20 protein-coding genes and 2 pseudogenes are annotated in these 19,408 nt (G+C 38.5%); 11 read left to right on the forward strand and 11 right to left on the reverse strand.

Annotated features, from left to right (window positions below; translation table 11 throughout):
* Positions 1-51 precede the first annotated feature (51 nt).
* Positions 52-378 carry a winged helix-turn-helix transcriptional regulator gene (locus KN1_RS11705; protein WP_221290735.1) on the forward strand — a complete coding sequence of 109 codons (327 nt, stop codon included), beginning with the start codon at positions 52-54 and terminating at the stop codon, positions 376-378.
* Here the strand turns inward: KN1_RS11705 and KN1_RS11710 are convergent.
* The gene (locus tag KN1_RS11710; protein ID WP_221287837.1) at positions 361-582 is read right to left on the reverse strand and encodes an LSM domain-containing protein; all 222 of its coding nucleotides are present in this window, start codon (positions 580-582) and stop codon (positions 361-363) included. The genes KN1_RS11705 and KN1_RS11710 overlap by 18 nt on opposite strands.
* A gap of 294 nt (positions 583-876) precedes the next feature.
* Here KN1_RS11710 and KN1_RS11715 point away from each other — a divergent pair, with 294 nt between their 5' ends.
* Together KN1_RS11715 and KN1_RS11720 are read left to right on the forward strand one after the other, a co-directional pair.
* Entirely contained in the window at positions 877-1,968 is a 1,092-nt protein-coding gene (locus tag KN1_RS11715) for an RsmB/NOP family class I SAM-dependent RNA methyltransferase (RefSeq protein ID WP_221287839.1), read from the forward strand.
* Positions 1,965-2,225 (forward strand): hypothetical protein, encoded by a 261-nt coding sequence (locus KN1_RS11720; protein ID WP_221287840.1) that lies wholly within the window; start codon positions 1,965-1,967, stop codon positions 2,223-2,225. Before KN1_RS11715 ends, KN1_RS11720 begins: the two co-directional genes overlap by 4 nt.
* Here the strand turns inward: KN1_RS11720 and KN1_RS11725 are convergent.
* On the reverse strand, positions 2,208-2,828 hold the full coding sequence (locus KN1_RS11725; RefSeq protein WP_221287842.1) for a stage II sporulation protein M: 621 nt from the start codon (positions 2,826-2,828) through the stop codon (positions 2,208-2,210). The two genes, KN1_RS11720 and KN1_RS11725, sit on opposite strands and share 18 nt — an antisense overlap.
* 396 nt (positions 2,829-3,224) lie before the next feature.
* On the opposite strand from KN1_RS11725, the gene KN1_RS11730 reads away from it, so the two are divergent.
* Positions 3,225-3,614 (forward strand): hypothetical protein, encoded by a 390-nt coding sequence (locus KN1_RS11730; protein ID WP_221287844.1) that lies wholly within the window; start codon positions 3,225-3,227, stop codon positions 3,612-3,614.
* Here the strand turns inward: KN1_RS11730 and KN1_RS11735 are convergent.
* The gene (locus KN1_RS11735) at positions 3,611-5,005 is read right to left on the reverse strand and encodes an elongator complex protein 3 (protein WP_221287845.1); all 1,395 of its coding nucleotides are present in this window, start codon (positions 5,003-5,005) and stop codon (positions 3,611-3,613) included. The genes KN1_RS11730 and KN1_RS11735 overlap by 4 nt on opposite strands.
* Before the next feature lie 131 nt (positions 5,006-5,136).
* Here KN1_RS11735 and KN1_RS11740 point away from each other — a divergent pair, with 131 nt between their 5' ends.
* Positions 5,137-6,462 (forward strand): MFS transporter, encoded by a 1,326-nt coding sequence (locus KN1_RS11740; RefSeq protein WP_221287846.1) that lies wholly within the window; start codon positions 5,137-5,139, stop codon positions 6,460-6,462.
* A gap of 585 nt (positions 6,463-7,047) precedes the next feature.
* On the opposite strand, the gene KN1_RS11745 is transcribed toward KN1_RS11740, so the two are convergent.
* Positions 7,048-7,230 carry a hypothetical protein gene (locus KN1_RS11745; RefSeq protein ID WP_221287847.1) on the reverse strand — a complete coding sequence of 61 codons (183 nt, stop codon included), beginning with the start codon at positions 7,228-7,230 and terminating at the stop codon, positions 7,048-7,050.
* Between the two features lie 328 nt (positions 7,231-7,558).
* Between KN1_RS11745 and KN1_RS11750 the strand changes: the two genes are divergently transcribed.
* Positions 7,559-7,873, forward strand: a complete 315-nt coding sequence (locus KN1_RS11750; RefSeq protein WP_221290738.1) for a 4Fe-4S dicluster domain-containing protein — start codon at positions 7,559-7,561, stop codon at positions 7,871-7,873.
* Between the two features lie 292 nt (positions 7,874-8,165).
* On the opposite strand, the gene KN1_RS11755 is transcribed toward KN1_RS11750, so the two are convergent.
* The 4 genes from KN1_RS11755 to KN1_RS11770 all read right to left on the reverse strand — a co-directional run bounded on the left by KN1_RS11755 (position 8,166) and on the right by KN1_RS11770 (position 11,521).
* Complete coding sequence (locus tag KN1_RS11755; RefSeq protein WP_221287848.1) at positions 8,166-8,891, reverse strand: DUF364 domain-containing protein; 726 nt, start codon at positions 8,889-8,891, stop codon at positions 8,166-8,168.
* Positions 8,892-9,639: 748 nt separating this feature from the next.
* A complete protein-coding gene (locus KN1_RS11760; RefSeq protein WP_221287849.1) occupies positions 9,640-9,948 on the reverse strand; it encodes a HEPN domain-containing protein in 309 nt (102 codons plus the stop codon).
* Positions 9,941-10,450 carry a hypothetical protein gene (locus tag KN1_RS11765; protein WP_221287850.1) on the reverse strand — a complete coding sequence of 170 codons (510 nt, stop codon included), beginning with the start codon at positions 10,448-10,450 and terminating at the stop codon, positions 9,941-9,943. Before KN1_RS11765 ends, KN1_RS11760 begins: the two co-directional genes overlap by 8 nt.
* 330 nt (positions 10,451-10,780) lie before the next feature.
* A complete protein-coding gene (locus KN1_RS11770) occupies positions 10,781-11,521 on the reverse strand; it encodes a hypothetical protein (RefSeq protein ID WP_221287851.1) in 741 nt (246 codons plus the stop codon).
* Positions 11,522-11,927: 406 nt separating this feature from the next.
* On the opposite strand from KN1_RS11770, the gene msrA reads away from it, so the two are divergent.
* The 4 genes and pseudogenes from msrA (at position 11,928) to KN1_RS11785 (ending at position 15,498) form a co-directional block, all read left to right on the forward strand.
* On the forward strand, positions 11,928-12,464 hold the full coding sequence (gene msrA, locus KN1_RS11775; RefSeq protein ID WP_221287852.1) for a peptide-methionine (S)-S-oxide reductase MsrA: 537 nt from the start codon (positions 11,928-11,930) through the stop codon (positions 12,462-12,464).
* Between the two features lie 228 nt (positions 12,465-12,692).
* Positions 12,693-13,508, forward strand: coding sequence for a hypothetical protein (locus KN1_RS11780; RefSeq protein ID WP_221287853.1), 816 nt, complete (start codon positions 12,693-12,695; stop codon positions 13,506-13,508).
* 759 nt (positions 13,509-14,267) lie between these two features.
* Positions 14,268-14,393 (forward strand): hypothetical protein, encoded by a 126-nt coding sequence (locus KN1_RS14995; RefSeq protein ID WP_258712512.1) that lies wholly within the window; start codon positions 14,268-14,270, stop codon positions 14,391-14,393.
* Positions 14,394-14,493: 100 nt separating this feature from the next.
* Positions 14,494-15,498 (forward strand): annotated as a pseudogene (locus tag KN1_RS11785) (aldehyde dehydrogenase family protein).
* 111 nt (positions 15,499-15,609) lie between these two features.
* Here KN1_RS11785 and KN1_RS14800 read toward each other — a convergent pair.
* Positions 15,610-15,819: pseudogene (locus tag KN1_RS14800) on the reverse strand (aldehyde dehydrogenase family protein); the annotation flags it as partial.
* 51 nt (positions 15,820-15,870) lie between these two features.
* The gene (locus KN1_RS14805) at positions 15,871-16,026 is read right to left on the reverse strand and encodes a hypothetical protein (RefSeq protein ID WP_225905680.1); all 156 of its coding nucleotides are present in this window, start codon (positions 16,024-16,026) and stop codon (positions 15,871-15,873) included.
* A 540-nt stretch (positions 16,027-16,566) separates the two neighbouring features.
* Here KN1_RS14805 and KN1_RS11795 point away from each other — a divergent pair.
* A complete protein-coding gene (locus tag KN1_RS11795) occupies positions 16,567-17,553 on the forward strand; it encodes a hypothetical protein (RefSeq protein WP_221287854.1) in 987 nt (328 codons plus the stop codon).
* A 136-nt stretch (positions 17,554-17,689) separates the two neighbouring features.
* Here KN1_RS11795 and KN1_RS11800 read toward each other — a convergent pair whose 3' ends face one another.
* On the reverse strand, positions 17,690-19,267 hold the full coding sequence (locus tag KN1_RS11800; RefSeq protein WP_221287855.1) for a hypothetical protein: 1,578 nt from the start codon (positions 19,265-19,267) through the stop codon (positions 17,690-17,692).
* Positions 19,268-19,408: the final 141 nt, after the last annotated feature.

A 19,408-nucleotide genomic window follows, 5' to 3' on the forward strand; every position in this document is an offset into this window, starting at 1 on the left:
TAGAGAAAAATATTTATACAGTCCGTGAGATCTCTTCAATTGGCTTTCAAAATGAAAGCAACTGAAAAAAAGCAATTATGCCCAGTAGTAGAATCTATAAAGGTTTTCGGTAACGAAAGAAAAATGATAGTAATATACTACTTATTCGAAGGAGGAAAAGGATTCAACGAGTTAGAAAAATTAACGGGCTTAAATTCCAAGTCACTCTCCATCACTTTGAAAGAACTTGAGAAAGCTGGGCTTATAAAGAGGATTGTAGTCAGTGACAGACCTTTTAGGGTAAAGTACGAACTTACTGAAAAAGGACTTGAATTAAAGAATGTATATAAAGAACTCAGAAAGTGGGGAAGTAAATATGTGTTAAATAGGCGAGACTAGAATAACGTTATCTCCTCTAATTATTATGGTCCCTACTTTCCTAGTGCTGCCGTCATTCATTACTTCTTCAGAGTTCTCAAGTACTAAATTCATGTGCATATCATAGCTCTTCAAAGTTCCCCTTACTACTTTTTCCCCCTTCAGCTTAACTAACACCGTAGAGCCTAAAGACTCAGCTAAAACCTTGTGAGCTGTTTCCGCCAATATAACACCCTAGATAAACACCATCGATATGGTATTTAACTTTATCTTCATAAGCCTGACACTATTATATACATAGAGATAAGAGGTAGAGTAGCCATTAGCGTACAGTAGTAGAAGTATCCCGTACAATTAAAAGCCACTTTTGCATACCTTTAACTGATCCTCTAAGCCCTTAGCTGAGATATTTTCTCCACTTAAAACTACAAGGACCGTGAGGATCTACAGATTATCTGACGTTAAGTCATAAAGGGATAAAATGTTTAAGGAGTTAAAACGTTACTAGACAAAACGGACATGGAAGAATTACTATATGCAAAAGCCATCAGGCTCATAATCGAAAAGAAGACGTCACCTGAAAAAGCATTTGACCTTGCTTATAAATCGCTTAAGATAAGAGGAGATAGAAAGGCTTTGTATCAAAAATTCTTAGAAATCTTAAAAAAATACTACTACGGTACTTACATATTTCCTGATAGGGGGATAGAAGAAATAGTAAGATTAGTTAATAATGAAGAGGAAAACGTACCTTTTAAGCTACCCAGCTGGGCTGAAACTAGGTTGAAAAAAGTTTGCGGGGTGTCGTCTCTGAATGAATTATTAAACAAGGAAACCTGGATAAGAGTAAACACACTGAAAACTGATATCGGGAGTGTTATCAACACTCTGAAGGACAAAAAAGTGATGGTCGAGAAAGACTCTTTCGACTTCTTGTACCGAGTCATCGAAACTAAGATAAGGATATCTGACCTTGAAGAGTTCAAAGAAGGTAAGATAGTAATACAAGATAAGGCCAGCATATACCCAGTGATATTCTTAGACCCTAAACCAGGTGAGAAAATACTTGAAATAGGAAGCGCACCAGGTATGAAAACATCCTTAATTCAACAATTGACTGACAACAGAGCATATGTGGTCGCAGTAGATATCTCGGAGAGGAGAATTAAACTCCAACAACAATTAATGGCAAAATTATCGGTAGAAAACGTAGAATTAATAAACGGAGATGGTTCCCATATACCGATCAGAGAGGCAGATAAGGTACTCATTGACGCACCGTGCAGTAATAGCGGGACTATAGCGTCTGATCCGTCAATCTTTTTAAGATTAAATAAAAGTGAAATGCTAAGGCTGTCTCGACTCCAGAACAAAATACTTAAGGAAGCTATGAGACTAAAAAAGACCACTGTCTTCTCTACTTGTTCATTATTCCCGGAAGAAGGTGAGAGGCTAGCTGAGAAATACGAAAAATACTTAGTCCCAATAAGGCTCAATAAAACCAACTTTGGCTATAAGAGGAGTAGAGTGTGGATGAGAGTAGTAAGGTTTTATCCCAACATCCACCATACGGAAGGATTTTTTATATCGAAATTTAACTTTAGCTTATGAAACAGTGCCCTAGATGCGGGTACTTTAATCAGGATATCGCTAACTATTGCGCTAGGTGCGGTTTCTACCTAAACCAATATACCCCGACCTTTAGCTATTACAGCACTTATCCTCCTTACTATACCCCGCCACAACCACCATATTATCCCCCACAGCTAAGCCAAAAGAAAGTAGAAAGACCTGCTTTCCCGCTCTATGCCCTTATCCTCGGGATAACTGCCGTATTAACCGCAGTAATCCTAGCTACTATCCGCTAATCTCTGAAAATATTTATAGAAAACAATTAAGAAATAAAATGCCGGAATTGCTGGGATCCAATATAAGTAAGGGAGTAGACCATAAGATTTATCTACAATTTCACCAGCTTCAAAACTGGCTGCAATTAAAAGTTCTACCGCAACCATCAGGTACATGTAAAACAACCTTATAGTCGCCTTTCTTAACCCGTTACTGCTAGCGTCAAAAATAAAATAAATACCGCTGGCAGAAGCTACTGCATAAGCAGGTAACTCTAACCATGAATGAGGCAAAGTAAAAAGGTAAAGAGATATTGTTAACCCCGGGGTACCTACTATAGACCCGTTTATGGCTACTACCAGACCCGTTTCAATTATACTGAATACTAACATCGCGAGACCAAATAAAGGGATAAAATCCAGTGTAGCTACGGATAGGTTATGTAAGAAAATACTGAAAAGGACTATAAAATATGGTTCGTAGACGAGATTATTATAAACTACGGTAAGCCCACCATATTGAGACGCCAGAGACGGGTTGTAGAACGAAGAAAACAATAGAAATAGCCCTATCTCACCAAGAAAAATTATAATAAATAACGTTAATGGACGCAACAACTTCATAGTAATCAGTAACGTCTTTAACGTAAAAAACCTTTCTGAAATTTAAATAAATGGGATTGCTTTATGTAACGTCAGTCCTTTAAAGTACAGTTAAAAAAGGTGGCTAAACCATTTAACTATTAGGGTATATCTTCTTTATTTTGATAAGTACATAGGCAGTGTCCGCGTCTAAGCTATTTATATACTACGTGATACTTAAATGAGGATATTAATAACACGGATCTTTCTTAAACTCCTTGGGGTAAGCCTAAAGTTACCAAGACGAGTTAAAATACATGCGTAGGAACTGTAGTAAGAATTTTCTTATTACCATCAAATTCGTATACTTCATCATTAAATCAGCTTGTAGAGTGAACTTGCGAATAAACTTTTTAGGTAGAGAAATTATAAAAGAGTATGGGAATTTTCAAAAAAGAAAAAGTCTATACAACGCAAAAAGACGTAGGGCAGATTATAAACCAGTTTGTTACATACTTAGAACAAAAGGGGTTCAAAACTCAGTATAAAGAGGAGAACGGAAAAGCAATAGTCCAAGCCCAGAAGGGAGGAATATTACGCGATTTAATTGCAGCAGATAGGGCTTTGACATTTACATTCGAAAAGTTAGGAGAACAGTTAAAAGTCACTGCTGGGATAGGTAAATGGATACAAAATATAGGGGTCACTGCTGTAGAAACAATCCTCCTATCACCTTTATTCTTAGCTATAGACGTGCCCGAAATGTTGTGGACAGAACACGTAGAGTCAGACCTAATGAAAGGACTGGACAATATAATAAACTCCTAGACCAGTTCCTTCTCCATATAAGGGTAAGCGTTTTTGTACCCCTTCTTCCTATAATATTCCCTAGCCCCTATACCGGAAAGTACGAGGATCCTTTTAGCGTCGAGTTCATCAACAGATATCTTCTCAGCTTCAGCCAACAACTTAGAACCGTATCCCTTATGTTGAAAACTGAGGTCATCCCACAGCCCTACAGGTGTCTCAAGGCCGTAAATGTGGAGCTCTCTCACAATACTTATCTTTTCTACATCAGAAGGCTTTCTTAGCCTCAAGTAGCCTACTACAGTACCGTCATCGAACTCGAAAGAAAGGAAAACTTCCAAACCTTTACTGGCTTCATAGACATACTTTCTTAACTTCGGTTCTCCTCTGGGTATCTCCCCAGTATGTAACCACCTTACCCCGACTTCTCTAAACCTTATCTCATTTATTTTCACGCCTTTTTCTAAAGCCCTTTTCTCTACGAGTTCCCTCAAATTCCCCTTTTTGTTCCCGTCTAGTATTATAGGGGCAGGGATGTCCCTCTGGACCCTCATTACCCTAACCCAAGGAGGGATGAAACGATACATTTCAGATATAAGCTCGACCAATGTCTCAGTATCGTAGGGTTTATATAACCCCCTCTTCCATACCTCAGCTAGAGGTGCAGTTTCTACCACCAGTGTAGGGTAAATTTTCAACATGTCCGGCATGAAATCGGGGTCTGAAAAAAGCCTCTTAAAGCCCTCAAGGTCTTTGTCAGGGTCAGAACCCGGTAGGCCCAGCATTACGTGATAGACGACCTTAAAGCCCCTATCTTTTAAAATCCTAGTCGACTCAATCGAGTCCTTAACAGTATGCCCCCTATTACTTCTCATAAGTAGTTCGTCATATACTGTCTGTACTCCTAGTTCTACCTTAGTGGCCCCGAGCCTTAGCATCTGCTTAGCCTCTCTCTCCTTACCCCAGTCAGGCTTAGTCTCAACTGTCATCCCGACACACCTGATATTGGCTGACTCATTCCTTAGCTGGGCTTCCTCTAAATAAACAAAACCGGGCTTTGATGAGTCGGGATACCTATTCATACCTTCTAATGCTTGTGTCACAAACCATTCTTGATAATCTAGGGGAGTAGCTAAGAAAGTCCCTCCCATTATAATCAGCTCGACCTTACTCGGGATATGCCCGTTAGCCTCATACTGCCTCAGTCTAGATTGTACTTGATAAAAAGGGTCGTAGCTATTCTCAATAGCCCTCATTAGAGTAGGCTCCTTTCCGTAGTAGCTTTGGGGAGTGTTATAATCCACACCTCCCGGGCAGAAAATACATTTACCGTGCGGGCACCTAGAGGGAGCAGTCATTACTGAGACGACCGTAACACCAGATAGCATCCTTATAGGTTTCCTCACTAGCATTGTTGTATCTGATCTCGCGTGGATATTTAAAACAAGTTATAACCTTAAAGGCCTCATCTTAGGGGCCTGACGTGATTTGTCGAAAAGTAAATAATCAAAATTTTTAACTGTAAGTATATACTAAATCTTGTATGAAACTCACCTGGAAGTCAGTCCTTATCTCAGGAATGGGCGTATTTTCAGATGGTTACAACTTGTACTCGCTATCACTAATGATATACACTATATCTGCGTTTATCCCCATGACTAAGATAACAGAAGGGTTGCTGGTCGCAGGCTCCTATCTAGGTGCCGCAGTTTCAGCACTACTTTTCGGGCTCATCTCGGATATTGAAGGGAGGAAGAAAATGTACGGGATAGACGTTACTCTAATGGCTATAGGAGCAGCTTTACAAGCTTTATCGCAAAACTATAGTGAACTCTTCCTTTCAAGGTTACTATTAGGCATGGGTGTAGGTGCAGACTACGTGTTATCCCCTATAATAGTAGCAGAAAACGCTGAAAAACAAAAGAGGGGAAGAGCAATGGTAATAACATTCGCGGTAATGTGGGGCCTAGGCGCTGTACTAGCAGCCTTCGTAGACCAGTTAACATTACAATTACCTCAATCACTAGCATGGAGGATAGTATTAGGTCTCGGTGCTGTCCCCGCATTGTCTGTAATATTCGCGAGGAGAAAACTGACTGAGACCTTACTTTTCCTGTCAAAAGTTAGACCTGATGAAAAAGAAATCAGGGATCTAGAAAAAGAAGGGGTTAACGTCAAAATAGATATAGATAAGGGCAGCTTTAGAGAGAGGTTTATGTCCTCTCTATTCCTAGTGATCATCTCAGCAGTATTGTGGTTACTCTATGATATCTACTCGTCTACATTCGCCATATACGGACCTATAACAATTGCCTATAACTTAGGTATAACACCGATAATGTTTACATACATTGCACAGTTCTTTGCGGGGATCCCAGGCCAGTTACTCTGTATTTTCTTAATAGATAAAATAGGGAGAAAACCATTAATAGTGATAGGATATACCGGTGTATCAATATGGCTAATCCTTTATTCACTACTACTCTTAGACCCGTCATTATTCGGCCTATATGAGACCGGTAAACTAACGGGTGAAGGTGCAGTTTTAGGACTAACATTCTACATGTTAAATTACTTGTTTTCTGCCATGGGACCTGCGTCAATAATAGGCTCCGGAATGGTCACCCCTGAACTAGTCCACACTAAAATAAGGGGGACTTCACAAGCTATCAGCGTAGCAGTAGATAGGACAGCATCAGCTACCGTGATCTCACTATTCCCTTCGCTAGTATCCATTATAGGGTTAGGAGGAATGGTAGGGATTTACGGTATAGTAGCGCTATTATCGGCACTAATAACACTATTCCTAGTCCCAGAGACTAAAGGACAAGAATTAGATAGAGTTAAGAGAGTGGTGACTAAAATTTAAAGCTGAAATGCAGATAAAGCATGTGGTATTTTTATAAGAATTACAAAAGGATAAAAAGGCCCCATGTTTATCTGTGTTTGGCACGAGTGAGTTTAAGCCATATGATTACACCCCCAATAAGGTAGATAGTGTGTCGCCTCCGCACTTATTATGGGGAGGACTATAAGTGTGTGTAGGAAGGGCAGTGAGGAGAAGGCTGAAATACTCGAAGGCTTTTTCCCCTACGCGGCATTTACAGTCCTTTCCAAGAGAACAAGCTGGTTCAGAAACGTGTAGTTCAGTATTATCCTTAACGCTTATGTACATACTTATACCCATTCTATGTTAGATGCCTAAGGAATTGGAGCTTAAGCTGAGGAATTGACAATCTCTTACGCCTAGTTAGTAAAAAGATGACAAACGTAACGATTTTACCTAAACTACAACTCGCGTCATAAAGGCTTTAAGAAATTTATTCTACCCTCTTCACCGTTTGAAAACGCACTACACAGTTTATCACACTTTCAACCCCCGCTCCGCCGTCTCGTGCACAAGACCGAGTACCTCCCGCACAATATTAACCAATGGCTCATATCCCCTCTCCATCTAGCCATTTATAACCCCATGCTTAAACAACATAAACCTCGCCCAGCTCCTAAAGAGGCCCTCGTCTTGTATACCCATATAGACCTTAGCCTGGGCTATAACGTCATCATACGAATAACCCAAAGGAGACTGTACCTTACGCAGTACCACAAAGCCCGGCCATATTATTACTACATTACTCACATTAACCTCACCGAACACCTTATTTATACTTCGAATAAACCAGCGGAGGAAAACCCCACACTCAAAATCCGACCCACGCCAAACCCGTATATCAGGTATAAGACCGGAGGAAAACCCCGTGATAACCATTTTAGTGATAAATGCGGGGTCAATGCTCACCCTTGCGGAACGTAGCCACTGATTTAACCCAGTCTTTCTTGACGCGGGCCATCTAAGTAAGGTCATTTTACGTCTTCGAGACTTCTATTAAACTACAATAAACTAATGAGTCCAACTATACGCTAAATTTTTATATGTAGAGCAACCAGTTATTTTGGGTAACCCTAAAATGCCTATAGACCCTAACTATAGAACTAACAGAAAAGTGGTAAGTGAACAAAACGGTATAAAGATTTATGAACCGTATAACCCACCTAAACAGCTGGGTATCTGGGGTACAATAGTAGGAGTAGATTTTGACTTGTGTATAGCAGACGGTTCGTGTATAAATGCCTGCCCCGTAAACGTATTCCAATGGCTAGACACGCCAGGTCATCCGGCATCGGAGAAAAAAGCTTTCCCAATAAACGAACAAGCTTGTATCTTTTGCATGGCATGTGTAAACGTATGCCCAGTAGCTGCTATAGACGTAAAACCACCATAAACACCTTTTCTTTCCCTTTTTACGTATTAGAGCGACCTGAGATACCCGACTTCGAGGATAAAGTTATGAATAATTTCAGATAAAGTGCGAGGTAAGACAGCTAGGGATTATAAATAGTCCTTAAATATGAAGCACCTTACTTGACCTTAGAAAGGTCTAAAAGATTTTTTATCACATTTTAGGGGAAACGACCGCCAAGGGAATAACTTATTTTCCTCATGTAGGTAAGTTTGTTAGCACTGTGTTTGAAACGTGACCTAAAGGTTCATTACAGAACACTATTAATAGGGAGTTACTCTATCACTATTTCCTCTAATACATGCTTCCTCATAAAGTCAGAAAAGGGAAAACAGAGCCCGTTCTTTATCACTCTTACCAACTTCTCTTCGTCCTTGACCCTGACACCCCCTATTACATCAATCCCGTAATCGAAGAGGACATCAGTCATAGGTGTAGAGGGGCCTACTAAATAGACCTTAGCTGACCTGCTTAACTGCAACAGCCTCTCTATGCTCTTATTTATTATCGTAGTTGCCGTAAAGATGACAATATCACTCTTTGGTATGACCTCCTCAGCCGCAAAGGTGTATAAAACGTTTTTACGCGAGTCGACTAGGTTAGGGTTTAGTTCCAAGACGTAAAACCGCTTGGCTTTCTCCCTGAACTTTTCGACATAAGGAAAAAAGTAACCTACCATAGTTACGACTTTTCCTTCGCTCTCCTGAAGGGCTAGGTCAAGTGCGTTAGCTATCTTATAGCTCTTGGGAATTGGCAATGCAGAGTTTATACCAGCCAGTCCAACTGAGGCTTCAAGAAAGTTCCAACTCCTTAGGAGCTGAGCTAACTCTTTAGTATTCATCTCATGCAAGCTGTTGACATCTCTTGGTTCTTCATTAAACCTATAAGTCATAGCCATCCCTGCATGAACTGACAAGACTACAGTCCAGCCTAAGCCTACAACCAAGTCCCTGACCTTTTCCTCAGGGATAATGGAAATCAGTTTTTCTATTAACTCCATAATTAGTACTGTAATATCTATCATTAAAAATATTTCTAGTCAGTAATTTTTAGTTACGACGTCCCTTCTTTTCACCCCTACTCCCACCTTTAGGGACCTTTTCGTTCTGTTTTCAGATATAGCTCGAGGAAAGGTACAATAGCGCCCTAACAATTATATTAGGGTATAGATAAAGGGTTACGTAAAGTTAGTGATACCTTCATAGCCATGTCCCAAGTCAAGGGTCGTCCTATAGCTGACCTTTAAGGTGTCAAAGTACGTAACATCGTCATCGGGCTTGTTACCGGGGCTAGATAATTAAAGTCCTTATGACAATAAATACCAAAGCGGTTTTGACTTTTGCTGGTGCAGTTTCACGACTTAACTTATACGCCTCATGATAGAGATATTCAGGCAGTGTCCCTTCGTGAGTACACGCCAAAAAGACCATAATAACGTTGCCCTTTATAAGCTGATTAAGTATAATATACCGGCAAGTGCTTTAGAAAACGCAGAGACCAATAAAGGCACACTCTTTGTTGTTATTTTTTATGCCTAGATGAAAGAGATAACTAATAGTTATTGTAATTATACTCGGTCAGTTAATAAAGGGCAACAGTGCCGCTAATGTAAAGGTAAAAATTTGTTAAGCAGGAGAATGAGGACTTGCGCTTTAGTCCCTGACTAAGTATAAATTCACCCCTCTGCTAGTAAAGTGACCCTTCTTCACACGGAAAGACTATAAGCGGTTTATAATTCTATTTATTTCCTACACTAACCTCCTTGAGATACTCAGACAAGCTAATGCTGTGTCCTTATTGAGGCTCTCATGTCCGTAATCAGCGTCCTTTCTCCTCTCGTATAAGTAGAGTGAGTGCTTAGCCAAGTCGTCCTTACCTAAATTCTTTAGGATATTGATGAGTTTATCGCCCCTTCTGGGGATATTAGACCCGAGTTTATTTGCCAAAACCTCTATTTGCATCCTGACCGCAAAATAACACGCTGAAACAGCCTTGTTATAACAGCCGACCTCTATATCTTTCTCAGCTTCATGTAGAAGGATATTAATTTTATCCATTTTCCACTATGCGGAAGTTTATGGAACACTCGTATTTAGAGTTGACTTGTAAAGCTATCTCAGCCACACTCATTATTAAAGAATCACTCTTCTCCCTCACAACAACCAAAACATTACTGTCATAAGCGTCGCTCTTCGTTACGTCGACTACTCCGCCTATCTTCAGTACTTTTTCCCTGAACTCATTAAAGGACTGCTCACAGTCATGAGGTTTACTTGAATACATAAACGCTTCTATAGTTTGGGTGTCCTCGACCGTGGATATGCGGAAGTTTATGGAACACTCGTATTTAGAGTTGACTTGTAAAGCTATCTCAGCCACACTCATTATTAAAGAATCACTCTTCTCCCTCACAACAACCAAAACATTACTGTCATAAACAACGTCATTTTCGTCCAGACCAACAATCATAACTAGGTTATCACCGAGTTTTTCCCTAAGCAACCTCGTGAACTCAAATAGGGCTGAGTCCCATTCTCTCGTAAAATTTAACGTATACACATTACTACGTAATTTTCCCCGTGATATAAACTTTCTCAAGGGCACTGTATGCTTGGACTTTGACGGAACCTTTTCGAATTGTGGTCATCTCTCATGAATTGGTTGACTCAGTATAGTAATAATACAGTATACAACGACCGTTCTGTATAAACTAAATTATTAACCCTTTATTTTACGTCTTTTCACGTACTATGTATCAATAAGCTTAGTGTAAATTTTTCTAATCTATTATAGATAAGTAAAAGAAACCTTGAGGGAGCCGTAAAAGACCTGGGGAAAGCCCACACTATTGAGCTAATTCCCGAAAATCACAAAAAGGGAGTACTCTGACTAAACTAATACCATCCCTCTCTCTACGGTGCATTTTACGTAATCCCTGAGGATATCGTTTATAATACCTTGTACCTCTTTATCAGTAGGTCTAACCTCTTGGACCCTACCAGTGTCCTCAAAGCAGAGGTACCCCATTACCTGTGTATAACATAAAATCCTCCTCCCCGGTTCTTCAGAGTAAAACCTTACCAACTTTAACCCACCCTTTTCTACATACCCACGTACAGTGGTGACCTTAGTTATCTGCTGAAAATGTTTCCTTATCACGTCTCTGGGCTTTTCGTCTAACGAGATTGAAGCGGAAAGTAGCTTAAACGGGGCGACCCAAGGGGGTAACTGGACGTTCATGGTGGAGCCCAAAAGCGGTTTCTGTAGGGCTGTGGAGAGGATATGCACCCCGTTCAGTACCTTCTCTGTTATTTTCACTTCGTGGCTTTCTACCGAAAAGTCGTAGACTATACCCTCACTACTGACGGAAACTGAAGGCTTTTTGTCTTCCCTTATTATCTTACCAACTGCAGAATAGACAAAGGACTTTACATCCGCTAAGTTTATCTCCTTTGAGGGTAAATGGACGTTCCTCCCTGAAATTTTATAGTGTGGCGTTTCAAGTGAGAGCTTACCTATCATACCTCCGTAAATTTTCATATAAACTTCACTATTCGGTATGTTTTCTTTCACCTCTATTACGTCTCCGTCATAAACTATTTCAGAGTTAAGGATCTTAAAAACTATCATACTATTTTCTACGAGGAAGGGGTTTAAATTATTTTACAGAGTGAGTGTGTTGAGTAATAGACCTTTTGAACTTCAAGTATACTGGCGCTATGCTAGGTAATTAAAATACATTATTTCCTTACCTTTAAGTGATGCTTTCTTAATAAAATACTTTATTTTTGTACTATATTTTTCTCCATTTTTCTCCTTTTTTATAGTAGCAGTGGCTCTTTCCTTAATGGCTTATGATGACATTTGTTGGTAAGTGTGTTTCGCAGTGGGGACAAGTTTAAGGAGAGACGGGTCTGAAACATGGTGTTTTTCCTGTCCCTTTACCATACGATACCAGTTTTTTAGAAGGTATAGCTTTATATGTATAAAATTTTACCTAACATTAATTTAATACTGTAAACGGGCATTAGACCTTATGGAAAAAGCTACATTAGGCGGCGGGTGTTTTTGGTGTACCGAAGCGGTCTTCTCTAGGGTCAAGGGAGTAATAGACGTTAGGCCGGGATATTCAGGCGGTTGGGTGCCTAACCCCACATATGAAGACGTGTGTACCGGCTTAACGGGACACGCAGAAGTAGTCCAGATAACCTTTGACCCCACCGTCATAAGCTACAAGGAACTACTAGAAATATTTTTTGAGATCCATGACCCTACGACCCCAAATAGGCAGGGAAACGATATAGGCCCCCAATACCGTTCTATAATACTCTACCATAACGAGGAACAACGCAGGATAGCAGAAGAAGTTATTAAGGAAGTAGAAAAGAGACTTGGCAAAAAAGTCGTAACAGAAGTGAAGCCTTTTGAAGCCTTCTACGAGGCTGAAGAGTACCACCACAAGTATTTTGAGAGGCACCCTAACCAACCCTACTGTAGGATTGTCATAAGCCCGAAAGTGAAGAAGTTCATGTCCCACTTTCCCGACAAAGTGTCATTAACAGCAAGACCTTAACTTATAGAGTTACGGAAAGTAAACCTCAGTGCCCTCCGGTCATAAACTCTAATTACTCCCTCCCTTTCTATATTAAAAATCACACCTTTACAAGTATTATATGCAGTTTACATAAGTATTAATTTGCTAAAAAATATATCTAATTTTGGCAAAATTATTACGTGTATTATATAGGGTTATATTATATATATAGATAAGACTTAAAACTATAATTAATATATTACTGATATGGAAAAAACCCTAGTTATAGGAGCTATCGTGATCGTATTATTTTTAATAGCTATGGTAATGATAGGCGTGTCCAACTATACGAGCCATATGACCAGTAACACGGGGCCCAATATGATATCTGTGAAAATGAACAAGTATTCACTAGAATACGTAAACGGATATTATGTCTTAATCGCAAACATCACGGCTAACTTTAACGTAGGTAAACACCTCAACTTATACGGGGTGATATTGAACAAAACTTACTACTACGCTTTCTACGAGAACTACCCCGTAGTGTGGCTCGATAACGGTACACATGTATACGACATTTATTTGTCAACTACTAATTCCACACCTGCACCGTACAGTTTCAAAATAAAACCAGGCTTCTATACGGGCAAGGTAATAATGCAGGACGATAACCTGAGTATAGAGGTAAACTTCGTCCCCAAGTCCCTTAAGCCGAGTATAACCATACGATCTGCGACCATTAACGAGACGAACGGTTATTACGTACTGACCATAAACGAGACGTCATTTGTCCCAGTAGGGCATATAAACTTCTACGGTGTCTCGTTAAACGGTACATTCTACTACGCGTATGAACCCGCAGGGAACAACACGTTTTACACAGTAGTCTGGATCGACAGAAACGGTACTTACAATATATACCTTTACCCTACTAACTCTACTAACAATACCGTAACTCTAAAACCTTACGCGTTTACAATAAAGCCAGGTGAATATACGGCACTATTTTACACGTCAGCGGGTAACATAACCGGTGAAGTACTAGTAGGGCCGAGCTCTTCTACCTACACTGATGAGTGAGTACAATTTAGGTATTCAGCTCAAAAGTCGGACACTTTTTTAAAAACTTCCCTTCCCCCCGTCTCCTCTTTTTCTACCACCTTATAATAAAGTCATTTTTACCTTTTCCCATAACGGGACTATGACGTAGTATAGACCTAGAAATTTCTCTTATCAGCTAGGTAGGCTATTTCCCAAGGGCTACACTGAACGAGGGTGAAATTTTTGTAGACGTGTAGTTACTAAAATATTCGATTATAATTATTTTGGGCCACTCATGCCCCCATTGCAAATTGAAATATCCTCTATTGAATTAGTATAATTCTATGTGTAAATAACCAGCTACTTGTTAAACGTCCTGTCTAATTTAAGTTATAATCCCCCTCGTTACCCGTCCTATCAACTTTTTAGTATTAATTTTACCCAATGTATAATTAACAGTTAAAGTATCATCTCAATAAGACAAATGTAAATTGCAATGGATCCGTAAACGACCCATATACTGCGGCAAATTTATGCTTTTTGCATAATTTTATTTTTAATTTCTATATTCAATATATAAGAAAAATAAGATAGATGCTATCATAGTACAGTCACTAAGTTATAAGGTCTCTTCACAGTACTTAAGGCATATTAACTCCTTGTCTCACACCATCGCTCTGGGATAAGATTCCTTTCATCCACAATTTATAGCTTAATAACGACACTATGAAATACTACTCAAGTTTTAAAATATGTTTGAAGATATATATTTATAGTTAAGTGTAAATCCTCTAACTGATGTTCGAGAAAGGTGTTTTTATAGGTGGATACATCATTCCTAAGGATAGAGAGTTTTATGAAGTGAGGAACCCTGCTGATTTCAAGCAAGTTATATCAAAGTTCCCCAGATTAAATGAGGAGTGATGCTGTAGACGCCGTGAAAGTAGCTAAGGAAACCTTTGAGAAGTGAAAGGAAACTACAACATATGAAAGGGCTAAGATCTTGTTCAAGACAGCAGAGATATTGGAGAGTAGGATGGACGAAATTGCAAGAACCTTAACTTTAGAAGAGGGTAAAACCATTCCAGAGAGTAGATATGAAGTGGAAAGAATTGCAATATTACTCAGGTTTTACGGTGGATTGATCCTAAACTCTTTAGGTAAAACTATACCTTCAAGCCTTAAAAATAGTTTCACACTAATAATGAGGGAGCCTTTAGGAGTTGTCGGTGTAATAACGCCGTGGAATTTCCCCTTCTTAATTCCAGGTTGGAAGATAATACCTGCAATAGCATCTGGAAATACAGTGGTATTTAAGCCGGCTACTAACACTCTGAACACCGCTTATGAGCTTGTTAAAGCATTTTATGATGCCGGACTGCAACAGGGCGTAATTAATATGGTTACTGGGAGCGGTAGTGAAGTTGGTGATGAGATAGTTACTAATAAAGATGTGGTAGCCATTTCCTTTACAGGCTCTTTAGATGTAGGCAAGCAAATAAACGGTAGACTCGGAAATAGATTCGTAAGAGTTCAGCTGGAACTTGGGGGTAAAAACGCCACTCTATTGACGAATAATGGCGATATAAGGCTAGCAATTGAACACGTAACCAGGTCGGTTATAAGGAATGCTGGGCAAGTTTGTTTAGCTACTTCTAGATTTTTAGTCCCTAAGGAACTCCACAAAAAGATTATAAGCTAACTAATTGAGAAGTTTAAGAAGGTCGTAATAGGCAATGAGTTAAAACAAGGTGTGGACATGGGTCCTGTATCAAGTAGGGATCAATTTGAGAAGGTTATGAGTTATATTGAAATTAGAAAGAAAGAAGGCGGAGAGTTAGTTTATGGAGGTGAACCAATAAGAGGAAGTGAAGAATACGATTACGGTTACTTTATAAACCCTACAATATTTGATAACGTGACAAAGGATATGAGGATTGCTAAAGAGGAGATATTCGGTCCCGTTCTTGCCGTGATAGAATATGAGAACCTCAACGAGGCTGTAGATATTGTAAACTCTACAGAGTAATGGTCTTGTCACGGAAATCGTCAGTAATAATATTAGTGAGATAATGAAACATGGTGTTATAACACCTAAAACTCCTAAAGGTTCTCTTATCACACTTTCATCTACGTCATTTGAAACTTGATCTAGATGTTCTCCTTTTGCTAATGTATAAGCGACTGCTATCGCAGCTTCTACATTTTCTATGGTCCTTCTCATATCGCCTCTCGCTTCTTGAATCGTCTTTCCATGATTTTGCGTTATTATTCTCGCTATAGCTTCTTTATGTTCTTCTAGTTTGCTTTTCAATGCAAATAGATACTGTATTCTCGTAGTTATCGGCACTTCTCTCCACTTCTTAAAGGTCTCTTGAGCCGTCTCTACTGCTTCTCTAGCTTACTCTTTAGACGAGAATGGAACTTCACCTATAGCCTCATCCTTTGCAGGGTTGTATAACTTACCCCATATTTGAGTCTTGGACTCCCTGAATTCTCCACCTATGTACAACTTTAATCTACCGTAATTTTTCTGAACTTCTTCAAGGTAAGACATTTTCAATATATAACGTATAATTTACAGTTTTAATCCTATCTACAACGTGTTTGATTTTAGCTTGAATGATTTAAATATGCTTAGAAAACCTCTTACAACTACCAGGTTTATATAAATAGGAAGACAAAATAAATATGCTTACGCGAGACTTATAGAAAAATCAAATGTTATTAAGAAAAACATATTCCATATATTAATAATTTTTTATACTATAGGACGAGAAGTATTAATTCAATGGAAATATTTTATGAGGTAGGAAGTAAGCATCATGGTTCCCGTTATTTGTATTATAAATTTATTAAGTAAGGAAATTCCTACTTATAGTAGGTGCTAAAATAAGGTTTTGTATAAGTTATAACTATTGTAATAAAATTGAGGAATATCTCAGTGATAACACTACGTCCACCCTAAAAGTGATGTCTAGGTCTTAAATTGTATTAGTTTTTAAGATATATCGCTACACATTATATGCCTATATATTTTCATATAGTGTATACATAGGAAAAATTAAAATGCCTAAACTGTAATTAGGTAAATAAAATGCTTACTAGAAGAAAATTCATTATAAATTCGATTGCGATCTTGGCAGGCTCAGTTCTCCTTTATAAGGGGATCAAGGTTTTTGGGGACGTAGACCTAACTGTAGGAGACGCACTCAACAACTTAAGTAATTTATATCAACAAGTCCTAAACTATTCATCTATTAGTGAGTACTCCTCTCAAGACATCCTTAATGCGATAGCTTACTCGTACTCGTACTTAAGCCAGTTCCCTCAAACGTCGAGCGTCTATTCTGTATTACCATCTTTATTTAACCCGCCTTCCGGTTTATCTGTAGGTCCTGAAGAAATATATAGACTAGCGACAATAAGTAACGTAAACGAATTATCTATCTTCCTTGATCAATATACGTCAAGTATAAATGATTTTACGGAGAAAATCCAGGCTTTCGGTTATACACAACCTTCTCCACATAAGGTCCTCTTTACACAATACCTTAGCAACAATTTAAGGGTAAGGGTGATGATGAACTTCTACCCTTATGACATCTCATTAACCCCAGTCCCAGAGTATGAACCAATAGGGCTATTGGAGTATTACCAGAACGGAAGCTGGTCCCAAATAGGGCTAATCTGTAGGTCTCATTGGTACCCCTATATCATATATCTGCAAGACCTAATGGATCAGCAACTTAAGGTAAACGTAACAAGCGACCTCCCACCTGTCTATTACAGTGGGAACGTCTTTATACCTAGAATTAACCCCTTTACATTCTTTTCAGCATTAGATTTTATCTATGGACAATTTGAGGACGAGCAGAACCAAATTATCTCCTCTCTCAAAAGTTATGGCTATTATTACGTATATCCTTGGGAGGCTTTAGCATGGATAGTAATAAACCAAGCCGATATCCCTGTCCAATGGAATTTCTCGCCTTATAATAGGCTAAGTTTATTACCAGATGTATTTACTCAGGGGAACGACCCTAATGCAACACCTTACCTACCACCAAGCTCGTATTTATGAACTTGTTTAATGTATTCTTGCTTGATTATAGAATATCCAATGGACTCCTCTTATATTGGATTATTTTTATATATATATACAGAGTTTATATTAATTTAATGGGGATTTCTAATTCACAAAGGTCGCGTGAATATCCCTAACCTTTGTAATAACTCGAATAGTTTAATATGAAACCATCTAACGGCGTCTCTATTCCCGTTGTGTAGTTCGAGAAACTAACATATAGTTGACCGCTACCCCCATACGGTACGGTAATTGTCACCTGGGTGTTTATAAAGTAATTTTCTACTACAGTATAGCTACCTAGGAGAACATAATTTACGATATCTAATACTACGGTTATCCCTAGATCTGCAAGAACTCCTATCTCTGGGACTAACGCTGTAAGTAGGAGGTCTATCCCATCAAATGCAATAGCGCCTACTTGGTCATTAGTTATATAAGTAGTTAAATAATTTGCCGAGAAATAGATCGCCTGCTCGGACTCCGAAACATTCCCTGATACATGTATACTACCACCATTCCAGTTGGCATAACCGTACTTTACAAAGTTGAGTGACATATTCATGTAAGGTACTAGGTTATAGTAATACGTTACGGTACCATTACCTATAGGTAACAGCACGTATTCCTTACCGTTTGACGAGTTAAGATTATTATAGATTACGCACGTAAAACCATTACTGGTTTCAACGGCGTTTCCGATTTGGTTTTTAACAGAAAGAATTTCGAAGACCGTATCATACTTTGGGGGCCCTCTTGGTGGTGTAAAAAGTTCGTATGTAATTACTGCAATCGTGGCGTTATAATATGTATAGAGAGTAGGGTTATCTAGTTTAGAAAGTGTAGACATATTTCTAACTATTTCAGTATTCCAGTTTACATTCGTTGAATAAGAAGGGCCTAAGTAATAGGGGAGTAATGTAGATATCGCATACCAACTAACCGTGCCTTCGAGTTCAGACGAAAGAATTATATGATTGTATTCGCTATAGCTATTCACATCATTACTCACAGTTACCCAACTTAACGGTACTGAAAAATTGTAGAAATATGTAGCATTAATAGCCACAAGACCTGTAAGAGGTGGAACACCACATGTGTAAAGCGATTTTTCTGTAGAATCCACTATATAATTATAACTTTTGTTATCGTGGCAGTAAGGACAATAAATATAACTTGTTTTAATCTTTAGGTTATCCCTTACTTTCTTTAATTGTTGCTCTATTTTCGTCAGATTCGCCACCTTTATAACTTTAGGTGTCATATTGATCTTGACTTCAATCTTAATAGGTTCGTTATTTAAAACCCATGAAGGGTTATATGGTATCTCCATAGCTGTTACAGAATCGTTTAACGACACAAAAACTAGTAAAGAAGTGTTAGTGTTACTCCAGCCTCTCCATGCTTCAACATATTTTGATATAGCGGAAAAAGGTATCTGTATTAAGGAACCTATATATTTCTTATAGAAAATCACATTATTAGGTTGATTAATAAGGACGAAGATCCTAGCACTTACTGGGCTCCCGTTAAGATAAGTCCTGATCACAAATGATGGTACTTGTGTCTGAACCCAGAAATACCTGATCGTGCCGTTAGAAGTACTTACTATACCCATAAAAACTGGTGTAAATAAATAGTGTAAATATAGGCCTAGACTAACTACAATGACCATGAGGATTATTAACGCTGTGTTATTCTTTTTTATCACATTCTCACAATAATTAATGTATATTCACAAATATTATTTATTTTCCCCTTTGGATGTTTCTACCTATTAACACCTAATTAGCATAATTAATTAGAATTATTTATTTAGAATATTTTCCAATAATATTTATCTAATATTATG

Origin of the sequence: Stygiolobus caldivivus, from assembly GCF_019704315.1 — an archaeon.
Taxonomy (GTDB): domain Archaea; phylum Thermoproteota; class Thermoprotei_A; order Sulfolobales; family Sulfolobaceae; genus Stygiolobus; species Stygiolobus caldivivus.